The organism is Psychroserpens algicola (genome assembly GCF_014526325.1).
Lineage (GTDB): Bacteria > Bacteroidota > Bacteroidia > Flavobacteriales > Flavobacteriaceae > Psychroserpens > Psychroserpens algicola.
In genome coordinates this window covers 97,129-113,426 of the sequence record NZ_JACNMJ010000007.1, presented here as the reverse complement: position 1 = coordinate 113,426, position 16,298 = coordinate 97,129, and the positions used below count along the sequence as shown (strand labels likewise).

Below are 16,298 nucleotides of genomic sequence, written 5' to 3'. Positions count from 1 at the left end.
AATGGCGAAACTTAACGTTATTTTATAAAACTCAGCAACCATGAAACAAATACTTATTTTGATGATATTATGTGGCACATTTACATCGCCACTATGTGCACAACAAGACCATTTTATTACAGACTATCTGGAGCGATTAGAAAATTCTAAAAAGTACATAATTAAAGTTGCTGAACTGATGCCTGAAAATCATTACAACTTTAAAGCATCACCAGAATCACTCTCCTTTGCTGAGAATTTATTACATATTGGATTTGCTATGGATTGGCATAGTCAATCATTGCTAGGTGGACGCGAGTCAAGAAACTGGAAAACGGATACCATTTTTAAAGTTGCAAACAAATCAAAAAAAGATATGATAGCAACCATCAATAAAACATTTGATGAAACCATCAACTTTATTAAACATTTTGATACGACCCAATTAAATGACCAATTAGACTATTTTGGCTTAACCAGATCTAAAAGGCAAATTTTGCTATTGCTTTCCGATCATATCACCCATCACAGAGGCCAAATGCTTGTATATCTGAGGTTAAACGGACTCGTTCCTCCCAGATATGTTTTGTTTCAATAGGCGAAATTAAATTCAAAATACCACGCCTGCGCTGTCTAAATCGTTTTTCAATTCATTTTTGCTTATCTTTGGTATAATTAGGCAACAAACTCCTCTATACGATGCTATAATACAACCTAATTTAATATACCCTATAGAAATTAATAACAATTAAAATGATACGAAACTATCGAAATGAGGAATGGAAAGAGATACAATTTGACGATAAAATTTCAGAAAAAGAAAAATTCAAAATTTCAAACTACGGAAGAATCATTAACCTTAAAGGAGAAAAAGAATTTTTAGTTAAGAAATATTACATTAATGGTTATCAAAACCTTCCTCTTAGACAAAAAGTAAACGGAAAATTAACCAGTCGCTACGTACACAAGTTAGTCGCGCAACATTTTCTCGAACAAAACGATGGCGTTTGTGTGATTCATCTGGATTATGATAAAACAAACAACAACGTTAAAAATTTAAAGTGGGCGACAAAAAAAGAAAAAGAAACCCACCAGTTTACAAATCCTGAATTCAAAAATATTGTTCGGAAAATACCTTCCACCGCTAAGCTTACCGAAACAAGGGTTAAATTAATTAAGCGAAAATTAAATGACCCAAACCGAAGAACGCGATTGAAAATGATTGCGAAACAATTTGGGATTTCTGAAATGCAACTTTATCGCATAAAAACAGGTGAAAACTGGAGTTCTGTTACCGAATAAAGACCTCCAAGTTCTACGATACAATTAAGTTTTAGTATTGTCACCTAAGTATTTCAGCTTAAAAAAGCAGAATACTGAAAAGGATTTTGTGGTTCTGAGTTTGATCACCATAACCCTATATTCGTGTGCTAGGAACTTAAATTACTTCTGCCATCATAGCCTCTGTATGCACTAATGCGATATGGTAAATTGTAATACAATAAGTTATTAAACTCAATCACCCAATCTATAAGACTGAAAATCAATTCTTAAGAAGAGATAAACTTTTAATGTATATTTAATATTCATAAAGTGCTTTAGAAATTTGGCACATTAAATATCGTTTAACTTCATTATTATAATATGTATACTAAAAAGGTTTTTAAACTCAAGGATATGATAAAATGGACTCGTTTTGAGACCCTTTTATTTTTTGCTATCATTTCAGTATTTGTTAGTACTTACGTTTTCTTTAATTTGGAATGGCTTAAAATCCCTTGGACGCCTTTAGCCTTGATTGGTACTGCTGTCGCCTTTGTAATTGGGTTTCAAAATAATGCTTCCTATGGTAGAATATGGGAAGCACGAAAAATTTGGGGTGGCATTGTTAATACCTCCAGAACTTTTGGAATGTTTGTTAAAGACATGATTACTAATGAGCATACATCTGAAAAATTATCAAATGACGAATTAAAAAAAGAAATAACAACGCTCACTTACAGACATATAGCATGGATGACCGCTTTACGTCACGCTATGAGAGTAGCAAAACCATGGGAAACTGTAGTACATGAAAAGACCAATAAAGAATGGAATAAAAAGGTAAAACCACCAGAATGGGAATCGACTCTAGAAGAAGATTTGAAATTCTATCTTTCTGATTCAGATATAGAATATGTGATGAGTAAAAACAATAAACAAACTGCACTTCTCTATTTACAGTCTGATCATCTAAAACAATTAAAAGAAAAAGGTGCTATTTGGGAATTCTCGTTTTTAGAATTAGAGGGAGTACTCGAAGAATTATTTACACTTCAAGGCAAATCAGAACGTATAAAAAACTTCCCCTATCCACGTCATTTTGCGACTCTTAACCATTATTTCATGTGGATATTTGTATTAATCTTACCCTTGGCCATTATACCTCAATTCGCAGAAATAGGAAACGATATTATGGCATACAATACAGTGATTGGCAAGTTATTTATATGGTTATCCATTCCGTTTTATGTTATTGTTGCCTGGGTTTTTCATACTATGGAAAGAATTGGGAGAACGGGAGAAAATCCTTTTGAAGGTTCAGCTAATGATGTACCTATTTCTACCATAGCAAGAGGCATTGAAATTGATTTACGTCAAAATTTAGGCGAATCCAATGATGAAATCCCTAGTCAATTTCCTACTCATTATGACACGCAAATGTAAAAGCACAGAAATAATATAACTTTCTATAATATATAACATTAGAATTTACAATTATGTATGCACTAACCAACTCAATACAAGTACAATCCCATAAAATAGTTGTGATCAGCATGGCATTTCTACTATTCATTTGTTTATCATGTTCAGATTCTGAAAATCAAATACAAATTGATGATATCTCTCCATGGTGTATCGTTTCATTTGACGCATTAGAAAGAAAACCTATGGATCGTATTACGATGTTGAAAAATATGGGCTTTACAAAATATGGTTACAATTGGCGTGAAAAGCACCTTCCAGAAATGAAAGAAGAGTTTCGTTTAGCCAAGGCAAATAATATGCAAATCGTATCTATTTTTTTGTGGCTTAATGCTGAAAGAGATAGTATTGGGAAACTAAGTCCCTTAAATGAAAAATTATTTGAAAATCTTAAAGACATAGAAAATAAGCCTAAGTTGTGGTTGAGTTTTAGTCCTAATTTTTTTGAAAATTTAACACAGGAAGAATCCGTTGAATTAGCTATTCGATATATCAAATTTATTAAAACTAAGGCAGACAATGTCGGTTGTAAATTAGCTTTATATAACCACCGTGGATGGTTTGGCAATCCCGAAAATCAAATTGAAATCATTAAAAAAATACCTGAAGACTCTTTAAGAATGGTTTATAATTTTCATCATGCCCATGAGTATTTAGACGTCTATCCCAAACTATTCAAAACTATGATACCCTATTTAGATTATGTCAATTTAAATGGAATGCAAAAAGAAGGCCCAGAAATTCTTACAATCGGAAAAGGCAATTACGAATATGATATGGTAAAAACTTTGTATGATGAAGGGTATGATGGTCCTTGGGGAGTATTAGGGCATATCCAAACAGAAGATGTCCAAAAAGTTTTAGAACGCAATATGGAAGGAATAAAACTATTAAACGCAAAACTATTACATGATGATAAATAAGCACTAAAATAAATGCTATAAGATATTGCCTAATCTAAAATCAAACATTTTCAAACACAAGTTTTTATCAATAAAAGCATCTAAAAGAATTACATAACCAACATCTTTACATAAAATGAAACATTTAGTAGCCATAGTTGCAATATCCCTTATAATAAGTTCTTGTAAATCAAACCAAAAGACAGATAATCAAACCACACAAAACACTGATAATAAGGAACTAGCCATTAAAATAAAACCTGTTAATACAGATTATTTTATAACAGAAAATATTATTGGAGAGATTAGTGAAGAAAAAGTTGATTTAAGAGGTATAGAAACGCTTTGTTACGTTATAAAAACTAATTCTCAAGCTTCTGAACATCAAATGGGTCCTTGGTGCCCAAGACATATTGATGATGGAATTGAAAAAGCAGGTATATGGTTTGATAATGGAAAAGTATATGATGTATCTGGACATTTTATTGCTAATCTAGACGAATTTTATGATGACGATAAATGGAAATTATATAAAGACGATGGATCTATAAAAGTAACCGACACCGAGGAAGCCTGTTTGAGCGCAGCAAAACCAAATGTAGATGAAGACTATCATAACTATTGCGTTGAATGCCTTCCCGAATACTTTAAAAATCAAATAACAACTTATTATATTCCAGTAACACCTACCTATCAAAATTCTTCACAAAGGTTTGGAAGAGGTGGTATCGGACTCGCTTTTAATGGTGTTAAATTTGACCCACCTGCACCAACACATGCTATTTTAGCTGCACATACCATTGCGCCTTTAGACGATCATGGCGGACATGTGAATCCGCATGGTGGCTATCATTATCATGCCGTTACTGGTTCTACTAAAGAAATTACACAATCTGATACTCATGCGCCTATGATAGGCTATGCAATTGATGGTTTTGGTATCTATGCATTACTGGATAAAAATGGAACTCAGCCTTCAGATTTAGACGAATGTGGCGGACATTCTGATAATGAAAGAGGCTACCATTATCATGCTGGAGCTCCTGGAGATAACCAAATCATTAAATGTTTACATGGCACACCTGGACGTATCGACCTACAAGAGTAACATTTAAATACTGTTTAAAATACCAGCTGGAAATCTTCAGTCATGTTTTAGCTATTCAAATATTAATCGTAATATTGCAATTAATAAATACTCACGCCATGGGATTAACGAAAACTGAAATATTTAACGATCAACAAAATGAAATTGCGTCATTTGCTAAAGTCATAGGACATCCTGCAAGAGTTGCTATTTTACAACAGCTTTTTAAAATAGACACCTGTCACTGTGGAGATTTGGTTAGTGAAATTGGACTTGCTCAACCAACAATTTCTCAGCATTTAAAAGAGTTAAAACAAATAGGATTAATCAAAGGAAACGTTGAAGGTACCAGCGTTTGTTACTGTATTGACGCTGTAAACTGGGCTAAAATGAAAAACATTATGCTTCAGTTTTTAAATCAGGATCTTCCTAAAATTGATGATTGCTGCTAGTAAAACCACACGAATCACTAAACTTATTACCTAAGAGAAAATACTTCATTATGACTAAGAAAAAACTAAGTTTTCTAGATCGAAACTTAACATTATGGATTTTTGTAGCCATGGCAATTGGTGTTGGACTTGGCTATTTTCTACCCACTTTTCCAAATATTATCAATTCATTTAATAGCGGCACCACTAATATTCCTATTGCCATTGGTTTAATCCTAATGATGTATCCACCTTTAGCAAAAGTTAATTACAGTCTTCTACCAAAAGTATTTAGAAACACTAAAATTCTTTCAATTTCATTAATTCTCAACTGGATTATCGGTCCTGTATTAATGTTTATTCTGGCAATTACTTTTTTGAGTGACCATCCAGAATATATGGTAGGACTCATTTTAATTGGTTTAGCACGCTGTATCGCAATGGTCTTAGTTTGGAATGATCTCGCCGAAGGTAGTAGCGAATATGGTGCTGGCCTGGTTGCATTAAACAGTGTTTTTCAAGTTTTTGCATACAGTTTTTATGCCTGGCTTTTTATCACTGTACTTCCTCCCTACTTTGGTTTTGAAGGCGCTATTGTTGATATTTCAATTGAAACCATAGCCGAAAGTGTTGCCATTTATTTAGGTATTCCCTTTGCCCTTGGAATTTTAAGTCGCTTAATTTTAGTCAAACTCAAAGGCGAACAATGGTATTCAGAAAAATTCATTCCAGCAATTTCACCTATGACTTTGATTGCTCTATTATTTACAATTGTAGTCATGTTCTCTCAAAAAGGTGAACTCATTGTCGAAATACCTATGGACGTAGTCATTATTGCGATTCCACTACTTATCTATTTTACATTAATGTTTATCATCGGCTTTTTTGTCACCAAAGCAATGGGAGCAACATATGATAAAACTGCGGCAGTTGCATTTACAGCTGCTGGAAATAATTTTGAACTAGCGATTGCAGTTGCAATAGCTGTTTTTGGTTTAAATTCCGGACAAGCTTTTACTGGTGTAATTGGCCCTTTAGTTGAAGTTCCAGCACTAATCTTATTGGTTCGTGTTTCCTTTTGGTTACGTGATAAATACTACGGAAAAGTGAACACGTAACTATTTCAAATGATATAGTTCACCTCTGTAAACTCTAATTAATTGTTAATTGTTTTCTCATATCTAACCGATTGTTTAGTTTTGTATCATAATTAAGTTTTACATGCCAAGACCTAAAACATATAATGAACAAGAAGTGATTGAAAAAGCTATGAATGTGTTTTGGAAAAATGGCTATGAAACAACTTCAATGCAAATGCTCGAAAAAGAAATGGGCATAAATAAGTTTTCGATCTATTCGAGTTTTGGTAATAAACAAGGCGTATTTCTTGAGAGTTTGAAATGCTACAAAGCTAAAGTAAGTGCCATTTTTGAAAAGTTTAAAAATGCTTCAAATGGCGTAGATGATATCAAACAATTCTTTTATGATTCTATTTCCGTCAATTACAATGGAGATTACCAAAAAGGTTGTTTCGTTACAAACACTTATAACGAATTTGCAGATAGTGAAGTTCAGGAAATTAAAGAACAAATGTGTTCATTTATGGATAATCTTAAAGGGTTAATTATTGAAAAACTAGAAATAGGTGGCACTAAGGATAAAGAAACAATAATGCAACAAGCTAATTTTTTATTACTGGCAAAACACGGATTAGCAGCAGCATCAAGAGTTAATAGCCAACAAGAAATTGAAGATTATATCGAAATGACCTTCAAAAGTATCTAACATTTTTTTTATATAATATCTAAACGATTGTTTAGATATTATTAACATTTTTAATAAATTTAAACACAGAAAATATGACAACTTTAAAAATTCACAACATCGAAACTGCACCTGAAGAGAGTAAACCTCTATTAGAGAAATCTCAAAAAGCCTATGGAATGATTCCTGGCTTGCATGGTGTTTTAGCTGGTGCTCCAAAAATTCTGGAAGCCTACCAAACCTTACATGAATTGTTTACACAATCATCGTTTAATGAAGAAGAATTAACTGTAGTATGGCAAACAATAAACGTTGAGCATGCTTGTCATTATTGTGTTCCTGCACATACAGGGATTGCAAAAATGATGAAAGTAGATGAGCATATCACCGAGGCATTACGCAACGAAACACCTCTTAAAAACTCAAAATTAGAAGCGTTACGAACTATGACGCTAACTATTGTTCGCAATCGTGGTCATGTTACTCAAAATGATTTAGATGCCTTCTATGCTGCAGGTTTTGAAGAAAGACATGTATTAGATATCATCTTAGGATTGTCTCAAAAAACAATAAGCAACTATGTCAATCATATCGCTAATACTCCTGTTGATGCTGGTTTCAAAAAATTTGAATGGAGCAAAGACAGTGTGATTTCATAAATTCCCTTTTGATTAATAGCTGTAAACCTCTCTTATATTTATTATTCGGGAGGTTTACTATTTTAATTGAACTAGTTGAAATGAAAATTCAATCAATTAAACCTTAGTTTTATAGGTGGAATTTTATCCTTATTTTTAGAGTATATGAATGCAACTATTGACAACTACCTAGGCAATTTAAAACAATGGCAAAAGGAATTAACCATACTTCACCAAATGATTGCTGGTTGTGGGTTGACAGAAGAATTCAAATGGATGCATCCTTGCTATACCTATGATAAAAAAAACATAGTCCTGATTCATGGGTTTAAAAATTATTGTGCCATTCTTTTCCATAAAGGCGCATTACTTAAAGACACAAATAAAATTTTAATTCAGCAAACTGAGCACACACAATCGGCTCGGCAAATACGATTTACAAATACGTCTGAAATTTTACAACTAGAACCTGTAATCAAAGCTTATATATATGAAGCTGTTGAAATTGAAAAAGCTGGCTTAAGTGTCAATAAGAAATCCATTTCAGATTATGACATACCTGATGAATTAACTAATATGTTTTCTAAAAATCCTGAAGTTAAAACCGCCTTCTACAGTTTAACCAAAGGCAGACAAAAAGGCTATCTTTTACATTTTTCTAAACCTAAACAAGCAAAGACCCGAATCTCCAGAATCGAAAAAAACATAAAGCGAATCTTAGATGGTAACGGGTTAAACGATTGTATTTGCGGACTGTCAAAACGAATGCCTAATTGTGATGGCTCGCATAAACTAATAAAACATGGAGCTTAAAATGAGAATAGAGAAATTCTCACTTACGATAAACAACAGTCTAAATCATCTAATTTCATTGTTAAACAATTAGCGCCATTATAGTAAACGTCACTTGTAAATATCTTTTTACTAACTTAGGGGAAACATCACCAAAACAGCCTCACTATGAAAATAGTTTTATTTAGTATTTTATTTATTGGCATAATCATAATTGCTATCTATGAAAAAGGAAATCCGCTTAATCAGTTAATAAATCCAACTAAAAAAGTTTCAGCAGAAGAATTTATAGATACCCTTGATTCGTTAGGCTATTATAAATATACAGATAAAGTTCAAGTTGATATTCTCAAAAAAGACCAATCAGCATACTTTGACCCAGAAGCAACTTTAACGACCATTTGGGATGATGATACAGGAATACCTTTAGACTACAGGTACTATTTTTGTGATGGAGAAACTGTTTTTGAACAAGGTGGTATCACCGATTTGCTCCAACAAATTCAACCAACTTTAGATAAAATTGGATTAACGATTTCTACCTCCAACCATACTGAAGCATGGGATGATGACAATAAATGGCTTAATCACAGCATTACTGTAAACGGAACAGAATACGAAATATTTAAAAACTTTAAAGGCTATGGCTGGGGTGAAGCTGTGATGCGTTTTGCACAAATAATTAATACGGAATCAAAAAAGCAAGGCGTTGAAGAGCAGATATATTTAATATCTGGAGGTAATGATGGAGGCTTAGTTTTTCTAACTGAATCACTTTATGACTATATCTACGACATCTATTCTGACGATCAATGGAAACCATTGGCAGTAAAAGAATGGGCTAAAGTAAATAAAATTAAGTATTCCGAAATTAAAACTAAGTCAAATGCTAAAACGAGTATTCATTTGAAACACTTCGGAAACATCAACTTAAACCAAACTGAAGAATACCAAGACGTTCAGATTAATATCGATGGAAATGATATCGAATTAGACATCAATTTTGACTACGATCAAATTTCCGAAGCTAAAATTAAGCCCACTGCTACGTTTCTGAATAATCTTGAAAAACATGTGAATAAAGCTAAACAAGATTTGATAACCGATTATACAAACGGAACGATTGTTAAAGGTTACATCAGGCATCATCTGACTGAGTTTAATGACGAAGAATTAAAAGCATTAGGTATTAATCCCAAAGATGACCAAGCAAGCATCTACGAAACATGTCTTTCAAAAATTCATTTAAAACGTATCGGACTTTATCCAGAATACTGGGATAGCCTTGCTGTTTTTGACTTTACAATAAGTAGCGAATTCACTCAGTATCTCATCGTACTTAAATTTGACAGTCAAGGACATCTTGTGGATATTGTTACCGAAAGTTGATCATTGTAGCTTCTTTTCTCATCAACAGCCTGATAACCAAATCTTTTTTTTATATTCACAAACACAAAACTATAGTAACCAATTTACACATACATGACAAACAAAACGTACTTAAAACTTATCGGAATTTTTATTTTTAGCTTTATAATGTTTTCAAGCTGTAGTAGCGATGATGACAGTAATAATGATGGTGGACCTGGAAGTTCTGCAATAACAGATAAATGGTGGTATGACTCCAATAATTTTGCAGCAGACATCTATTTCAATTCGAACGGAAACTATGAACAATATGTCGATTTTTCTGGTTTAAATGCTACTTCAACAGGAGATTGGGAATGGGAAGATGAAAGTGCCGGAATAATTAAAGTTACAGACCTGACAGGTAGTGGTCAGACTTTATCTGAAGTCTTCCTCAAAATTTCTGATGCTAATGATAGTTCTATGACTGTACAACAATCTATAAACGGTGAAGATTTCTCCATCGAAGTATTTTATGTAGATGTAGAACCCGAAGACAATTAGAGACACTAAAAAAAGCTCAACACATGTTGAGCTTTTTTTATATCAAATTTTGGTTTTATCTCGAATAATTAGGTGCCTCCTTGGTAATGGTAACGTCATGAGGATGACTTTCATTAATACCAGAAGCTGTAATTTTTACAAAACGTCCTGTTGCTTTTAAGGTTTCAATATCTTTAGCGCCACAGTAGCCCATTCCAGCTCTTAAACCTCCAACAAATTGATGAATGCTTTCAACCAATTCACCTTTGTAAGGAACACGTCCTACGATACCTTCGGGAACAAGTTTTTTAATGTCATCTTCAACATCCTGAAAGTAGCGGTCTTTACTACCTTGCTTCATGGCTTCAACAGATCCCATTCCACGATAGGATTTAAATTTACGTCCTTCGTAGATAATTGTTTCTCCCGGACTTTCCTTTGTACCAGCCAATAAAGAACCTAGCATTACACTATCTGCTCCAGCTGCAATCGCTTTAGGAATATCACCTGTATAACGAATTCCACCATCAGCAATCACAGGAACACCAGAACCTTTGATAGCTTCAGCAACTTCCAATACGGCTGAAAACTGAGGAAAACCTACACCAGCCACTACTCGGGTCGTACAAATTGAACCAGGTCCTATCCCAACCTTTACCGCATCTGCTCCTGCATCAACTAGATATTTAGCTGCTTCAGCTGTTGCAATATTACCAACAATAACTTCTAACTTAGGGAATTTTTCTTTTATTGCTTTAAGTACCATAACGACACCTTTGGTATGACCATGTGCAGTGTCGATAATCACAGCATCTACACCTGCTTTCACTAAAGCTGAAGCGCGTTCAACTGCATCACCAGTAACACCAATCGCTGCGGCTACTCGAAGTCTCCCATAAGTATCTTTATTAGCCATTGGTTTTTGAGTTACTTTAGTGATATCTCTAAATGTAATCAACCCAACCAGCTTATAGTTATCATCAACAATAAGTAGTTTTTCAATTTTATTTTGCTGAAGAATTTTTTCGGCATCTTTTAAGGATGTACCAACTGCAGCTGTAACTAAATGCTCTGATGTCATGACTTCAATGATTGGTCTATCATTTTCATGCTCAAATCGTAAATCTCTATTAGTAACAATACCTTTTAATATGCCTTTATCATCAACTATTGGAATTCCTCCAATACTATGCTCGGCCATATGCTGCTTAGCATCTAAAACTTTAGCCGTAAGCGGTAAAGTCACTGGATCGATAATCATACCACTTTCAGCACGCTTTACTTTTCTAACTTTTTCAGCTTGTTGATCGATAGTCATATTTTTATGAAGTACACCAATCCCACCTTCTTGCGCCATGGCAATAGCCATTTTACTCTCTGTAACAGTATCCATTGCTGCTGAAACTACAGGAATATTAATAGTAATATTACGCGTAAATTTGGTTTGAATATTAACTTCTCTTGGTAAAACTTCTGAAAATGCTGGAACTAAGAGTACGTCGTCATAAGTTAGACCTTCTCCAACAATTTTGTTTTCGTGTGCTGTCATGATGCAATTACAGTTATAATTGCAAGCAAATATACAACTTAAATAGGGAATTGTATTAAGTCTACATTAAATCTTAAACGAAATATTTTCCGGTAGCAAAATAAAATTTAGAAGTTGAAATATGGAGTAAAGACAAAGCCAAATTAGGCATTGTCTTGATTAGCAGCAATCGTATTAATATCTCTGTCAAATAAATAATGACCCGACTTATCATTACCAATGATATTTAATTTATCAAGTAAAGTTCTTGCCATCGCTTCTTCTTCTAATTGCTCAGTAACATACCATTGCATAAAATTATGAACATTGTAATCTTTATGCTGCAAACATTCATAAATAACATGATTAATTTGTTCGGTGACAAACATTTCACTCTCCAAAAACTTTTCAAAAAGCTCATTGAGTCCCTGATAAGAAGGCTTAGGTTGATCCAATTTTGGAATACTAACATTTCCGCCTCTTTCATTCACAAACTTGACTAACTTAGTCATATGTACACGCTCTTCTTCAGATTGGCTATAAAAAAAGTCTGCAACACCATTATAACCTGTTGCATCAGCCCAAGAAGCCATAGCTAGGTATTGCATTGATGCTTGCGCTTCATATTTAATCTGACTATTAAGTAAGGTTTCAATCGTAGAATTCATAAGTCCTATTTTTTTTTACTAAGATAATGAACTTTTAAAAGGAAAAAGAGTTCTTGATAAAATTAAGACTCACTCTAAATTGCAAATGTTGTTAGAGTTTAATTTGTAATGTCGTGTACCAGTTTCTAGGTGCTGAAGGTATAATTCCCGGACCAGGATATCCTGTAGCTCTACGCGTAAAATATGTTTCGTCTAAAACATTATTGATTCCAGCTTCTAACTTAAATCGCTTATAGGTATACGATACTGAGACGTCTAAAATATCGTATTGAGGAATGGCTCCAATCACACCACTTAAATTAGCGTCTTCAGAGTTGGTTGCATCTGTAAATTGCCGGCTTAAATACGAATACTGCACATTTGCGAGAAGGTTTTTATATCCGAATTTAACTCCTGTTTTTATATTGACTTCAGGCACAAATTCAACCTGATTCCCTTCAACTCCAGCTTGTTGAGAAGATGTGTATTCAGATGAAATAAATGAGGCATTGATGAAATAGTTACAACTGAAATCGTTATTCATTTTCAAAATCTTCTTTAGATTAAAATCGACTAAAGACTCTATTCCAAACATTCTTGCGTCTCCAACATTACCACGTTCACTAATTACGCGTCCATCATCAAATGACTTCTGAATAAATCCAATTCTACCATTATAAAATAAGGCAAAAGCGCCCAAATCATACGACACCTGATTTTTGTAATTTCCTCTAAAACCAATATCTGCAGTAAATCCTTTTTCATCTGTAATATCTGGATTTACAGCAAAAGCAGGATTATTGATATTTATGTCAGAAAAGGTCACCGAACGGTAATTTTGAGATATGTTACCATAAATTTCTAAACGTGTTGAGGGCTTGTAGCTTAAACCCAATCCGAGTAACACAAAATCACGCTTAAAATCACGATTGTCGGTTACGGTTTCCTCGAAGATAACATTGCCCGCTGCATCGGTATTTATACGCTTATAAAAGCCTTCACTTTCAGTTTTAATGTATTCAAATCTAAATCCGGGTGTAATCGAAAACTGATCATTCACATAATAAATGTGCTCACCAAATAAGGCAACATTCTGGTTAGGAAAATCAAATTCTGACTGCGCTGGATAATTCGGAAAATCGTCATTATAAAAATTAAAATCAGGACCACGTCCATCAGATCCTGGACCTTGCTGTTCGGTATTATTTGCTTTGTAAAACTTGGATCCAATGAGGAAGGTTGCATCCTTTCCGAATAACTTATAGCGACTTAACACACGTGCTTCGGCTCCAAAATTTTTAAAATCCCCTTTAATTAAATCACGTTCAGTATTAGGATCTACCTGATCGACACGATTGGTTCTAAACCCAAGCGCATCACGAGATGCATTGAGTCCGAAAGCATTAAACGTGAGGTTGGTTTTCTCTGAAAGTTTATGGCTCAATTTCAAGTTATACAACAACCAGTTAACTTTAAACCAATTGCGTTCTCGATTACTTTGAAAGGCATCTTCATTAAACTGTGCATCTGTTAAACCTCCACCTTGCTGAGCGAGGTAGTGTAAATGTGTGAATTCTGCTGTGAGTTTTGTCTTCTCATTAAACTGATAGCCTAAATGTGCAAATACATTTTTAGATTCAAACTCCGAATTGGGTCTAAACCCGTCGCCTGTTTTATAATTAAAATACGTATAATAACTAAACTTTCCTTTCGTTCCGCTCAGACTCGTAAAATTGGTATATAAACCATAGCTTCCAAGTGTGTTTCTAGTGATTAACTCGATAGGTTGATTTGGGTTTGGTGCTTTGGTTTTAAAGTTTATGAGGCCTCCAAACTGAGTACCATATTGTAAGGAAGCAGCACCTCTAATCACCTGTATTTCTTTTAGACCTTCAGCAGCTGGCGTGTAATAACTTTCAGGATAGCCTAAAACATCTGCACTTATATCATAACCGTTTTGTCGCGTATTAAAATTTGCAGTACGATTAGGATCTAAACCACGACCTCCAATATTTAGTTGCAACCCAGCATCATCGTTTTGATAAATATTTAATCCTGCAACTTGGTTATAAATTTGTCGGGCATTATTAGTAGCCAGATTGGCAAGTGATTGATCGACAAGTACCACTTCAGTTTTTTTACCAGCATAAATAGCCGTTTCTTCAACATCTTTTAACCTGTTCAACTCAAAAATTTTAGCGCTTCTCGCTTTTATAATAATTTCTGAAAGGTTCTCCTGTAAGGGCAATAGAACTACATTAAGACTCTTATTACCATCCAGAGTTTGTTTCAGTTCTAGAATTTCGAATTCGGATTTATAAAACACTAAGGTGAGTTCAGACTTATCTGTAGACAACTCATAGTAGCCTTGTGCATCAGAGGTTGCTAATAAGCCTGAATTTTTATCAAAAACCTGAACATCAGTAACCGCTTCATTAGTTGTGCCCTGAGTGATGTAGCCAGTAACTTTATATTGTCCGAATGCAGACAAGCTCATTAAAAACAGTACAATTTGTAATTTAAAATCCTTTAATATCATCTTTAAATGGTAAAATCCAGTGTTTGGGTTTAAATGATTCTTTTTCTTGATATAAATCTATAGTTGGGTCGATATATTGCTGACTCAACCTTCCGTTAAGTGCCACGTAGCTATCGGCAAAAACTTGAATATTTTCATGGCCTTGTGCCTTAAAATGATCCCCTAAAAAATGAGCATATTCTAAAATAAAATCTGGTTGAAAACTCATTTGTTTCTCCTGAAAAGGCGTCAAAAAATCAGTATTATCAACATAAAAATAGTGTCCAGTTTCAGCATTAGCAATTTTAAATGTGGTCAATCCTGCCTTTTCCATTAGCATAACGCGCCAAGAAAAACGATAACCTTCTTCGGTCCAGAACAGTTCATTTGGATATAACAGATATCGAAACGGAAACATAAACTGAAATGCAAAGAACACAATAATAATAGCTTTAGTGGGCTTAGGATAATAAAATGTATACACCTTTCGTGGGTTAGGTGGATTTAATTGGCTTCGGAAAGGGCTCAATAGTCGCTTTATAATTACAATGATTTTTTCGTGTGTACTGGCTTCAAAAAAAATCAAAGTGGCAACAATCATGATATACGGAAACATACCGATTGGAAATAAAATACGCGTAAACACATGAAAGAATACCACTAAAACAAATGCAAAAGTACGTGTTTTTTTGAATAGCAATAAAAATGGAATTGATAAATCATACAGCATTCCAGACCAGCTCATCGTATAGTGAAACCAGTCTTGTTGCATCAAATTATTACCAATAAGTGGCAAATCATATTTAGATGGCAACCATATTTTTAGAGGCATGGCTTTAAATAGCCAATCACTATTAATTTTTGCAATACCTGCGTAAAAATAGACAATTCCTAAAAGCAACTTAATACTGTCTATACACCATCTAGGGATTTGAGCGTAGCTTTTCTTCCGAAGTAAATTATCTAAAGAAAACTGCGCATTTGCAGGCAGGAAAATCATCAAAAAACTCAAGACACTTATAAAATAGTAGTGATTTAAATACGTAGTTTTATCAATGAGCTCTATATAAGTAAAACTGAGAAAAAAAGTAACAATGGCGATTCTGTATTTAAAACCTAATGCTACAAAAACTGCTGCAATTCCGCAGATTGCAAACAATACATAGTTATAAGATCCTAGTGATTTCACCCATTCAAATCCGTAATACTTAAAATGAAAATTTGGTGCGATATACAGCTTTTCAATCCAGCCATGATACCAAAATCTGATAATACTAAAGCACATCATGAGTCCAAACAACACGCGAAACACAGCCAAAGGTGCTGCATTTGTAGTGGTATTGAAATACGATTTTAGTTTTGCAACCATCATATAAT

At 33.8% G+C, this 16,298-nt stretch carries 16 protein-coding genes; 12 read left to right on the top strand and 4 right to left on the bottom strand.

The features are described 5' to 3' along the window. Positions 1-40: 40 nt before the first annotated feature. From H7350_RS14185 to H7350_RS14130, 12 genes are all read left to right on the top strand, one after another. Positions 41-577, top strand: coding sequence for a DinB family protein (locus tag H7350_RS14185; protein WP_204346581.1), 537 nt, complete (start codon positions 41-43; stop codon positions 575-577). A 155-nt stretch (positions 578-732) separates the two neighbouring features. Then, positions 733-1,281, top strand: a complete 549-nt coding sequence (locus H7350_RS14180; RefSeq protein WP_204346580.1) for an NUMOD4 domain-containing protein — start codon at positions 733-735, stop codon at positions 1,279-1,281. 375 nt (positions 1,282-1,656) lie between these two features. Continuing rightward, a complete protein-coding gene (locus H7350_RS14175) occupies positions 1,657-2,685 on the top strand; it encodes a bestrophin family protein (protein ID WP_235989360.1) in 1,029 nt (342 codons plus the stop codon). 110 nt (positions 2,686-2,795) lie between these two features. Further along, the gene (locus H7350_RS14170) at positions 2,796-3,647 is read left to right on the top strand and encodes a sugar phosphate isomerase/epimerase family protein (RefSeq protein ID WP_204346578.1); all 852 of its coding nucleotides are present in this window, start codon (positions 2,796-2,798) and stop codon (positions 3,645-3,647) included. A gap of 115 nt (positions 3,648-3,762) precedes the next feature. After that, positions 3,763-4,734, top strand: coding sequence for a YHYH protein (locus H7350_RS14165; protein ID WP_235989359.1), 972 nt, complete (start codon positions 3,763-3,765; stop codon positions 4,732-4,734). A gap of 98 nt (positions 4,735-4,832) precedes the next feature. Next, positions 4,833-5,165 carry an ArsR/SmtB family transcription factor gene (locus tag H7350_RS14160; RefSeq protein WP_204346577.1) on the top strand — a complete coding sequence of 111 codons (333 nt, stop codon included), beginning with the start codon at positions 4,833-4,835 and terminating at the stop codon, positions 5,163-5,165. A gap of 50 nt (positions 5,166-5,215) precedes the next feature. Beyond that, positions 5,216-6,262, top strand: coding sequence for an ACR3 family arsenite efflux transporter (arsB, locus tag H7350_RS14155; protein WP_204346576.1), 1,047 nt, complete (start codon positions 5,216-5,218; stop codon positions 6,260-6,262). Positions 6,263-6,365: 103 nt separating this feature from the next. Then, entirely contained in the window at positions 6,366-6,929 is a 564-nt protein-coding gene (locus H7350_RS14150) for a TetR/AcrR family transcriptional regulator (RefSeq protein WP_204346575.1), read from the top strand. A 74-nt stretch (positions 6,930-7,003) separates the two neighbouring features. Continuing rightward, positions 7,004-7,567: a carboxymuconolactone decarboxylase family protein gene (locus tag H7350_RS14145; protein WP_204346574.1), complete on the top strand. Its 564-nt coding sequence runs from the start codon at positions 7,004-7,006 to the stop codon at positions 7,565-7,567. Positions 7,568-7,711: 144 nt separating this feature from the next. Further along, positions 7,712-8,359 (top strand): DUF1801 domain-containing protein, encoded by a 648-nt coding sequence (locus H7350_RS14140; RefSeq protein ID WP_204346573.1) that lies wholly within the window; start codon positions 7,712-7,714, stop codon positions 8,357-8,359. Between the two features lie 147 nt (positions 8,360-8,506). Beyond that, positions 8,507-9,727, top strand: a complete 1,221-nt coding sequence (locus H7350_RS14135; protein ID WP_204346572.1) for a DUF2004 domain-containing protein — start codon at positions 8,507-8,509, stop codon at positions 9,725-9,727. 93 nt (positions 9,728-9,820) lie between these two features. Beyond that, on the top strand, positions 9,821-10,249 hold the full coding sequence (locus tag H7350_RS14130; protein WP_204346571.1) for a hypothetical protein: 429 nt from the start codon (positions 9,821-9,823) through the stop codon (positions 10,247-10,249). 55 nt (positions 10,250-10,304) lie between these two features. On the opposite strand, the gene guaB is transcribed toward H7350_RS14130, so the two are convergent. From guaB to H7350_RS14110, 4 genes are all read right to left on the bottom strand, one after another. Continuing rightward, the gene (gene guaB, locus H7350_RS14125; protein ID WP_204346570.1) at positions 10,305-11,777 is read right to left on the bottom strand and encodes an IMP dehydrogenase; all 1,473 of its coding nucleotides are present in this window, start codon (positions 11,775-11,777) and stop codon (positions 10,305-10,307) included. A gap of 143 nt (positions 11,778-11,920) precedes the next feature. Further along, complete coding sequence (locus tag H7350_RS14120) at positions 11,921-12,424, bottom strand: ferritin (protein ID WP_204346569.1); 504 nt, start codon at positions 12,422-12,424, stop codon at positions 11,921-11,923. Positions 12,425-12,515: 91 nt separating this feature from the next. Next, a complete protein-coding gene (locus H7350_RS14115) occupies positions 12,516-14,942 on the bottom strand; it encodes a TonB-dependent receptor domain-containing protein (RefSeq protein WP_204346568.1) in 2,427 nt (808 codons plus the stop codon). Continuing rightward, on the bottom strand, positions 14,923-16,290 hold the full coding sequence (locus H7350_RS14110) for an HTTM domain-containing protein (protein WP_204346695.1): 1,368 nt from the start codon (positions 16,288-16,290) through the stop codon (positions 14,923-14,925). Before H7350_RS14110 ends, H7350_RS14115 begins: the two co-directional genes overlap by 20 nt. Between the last annotated feature and the right edge of the window lie 8 nt (positions 16,291-16,298).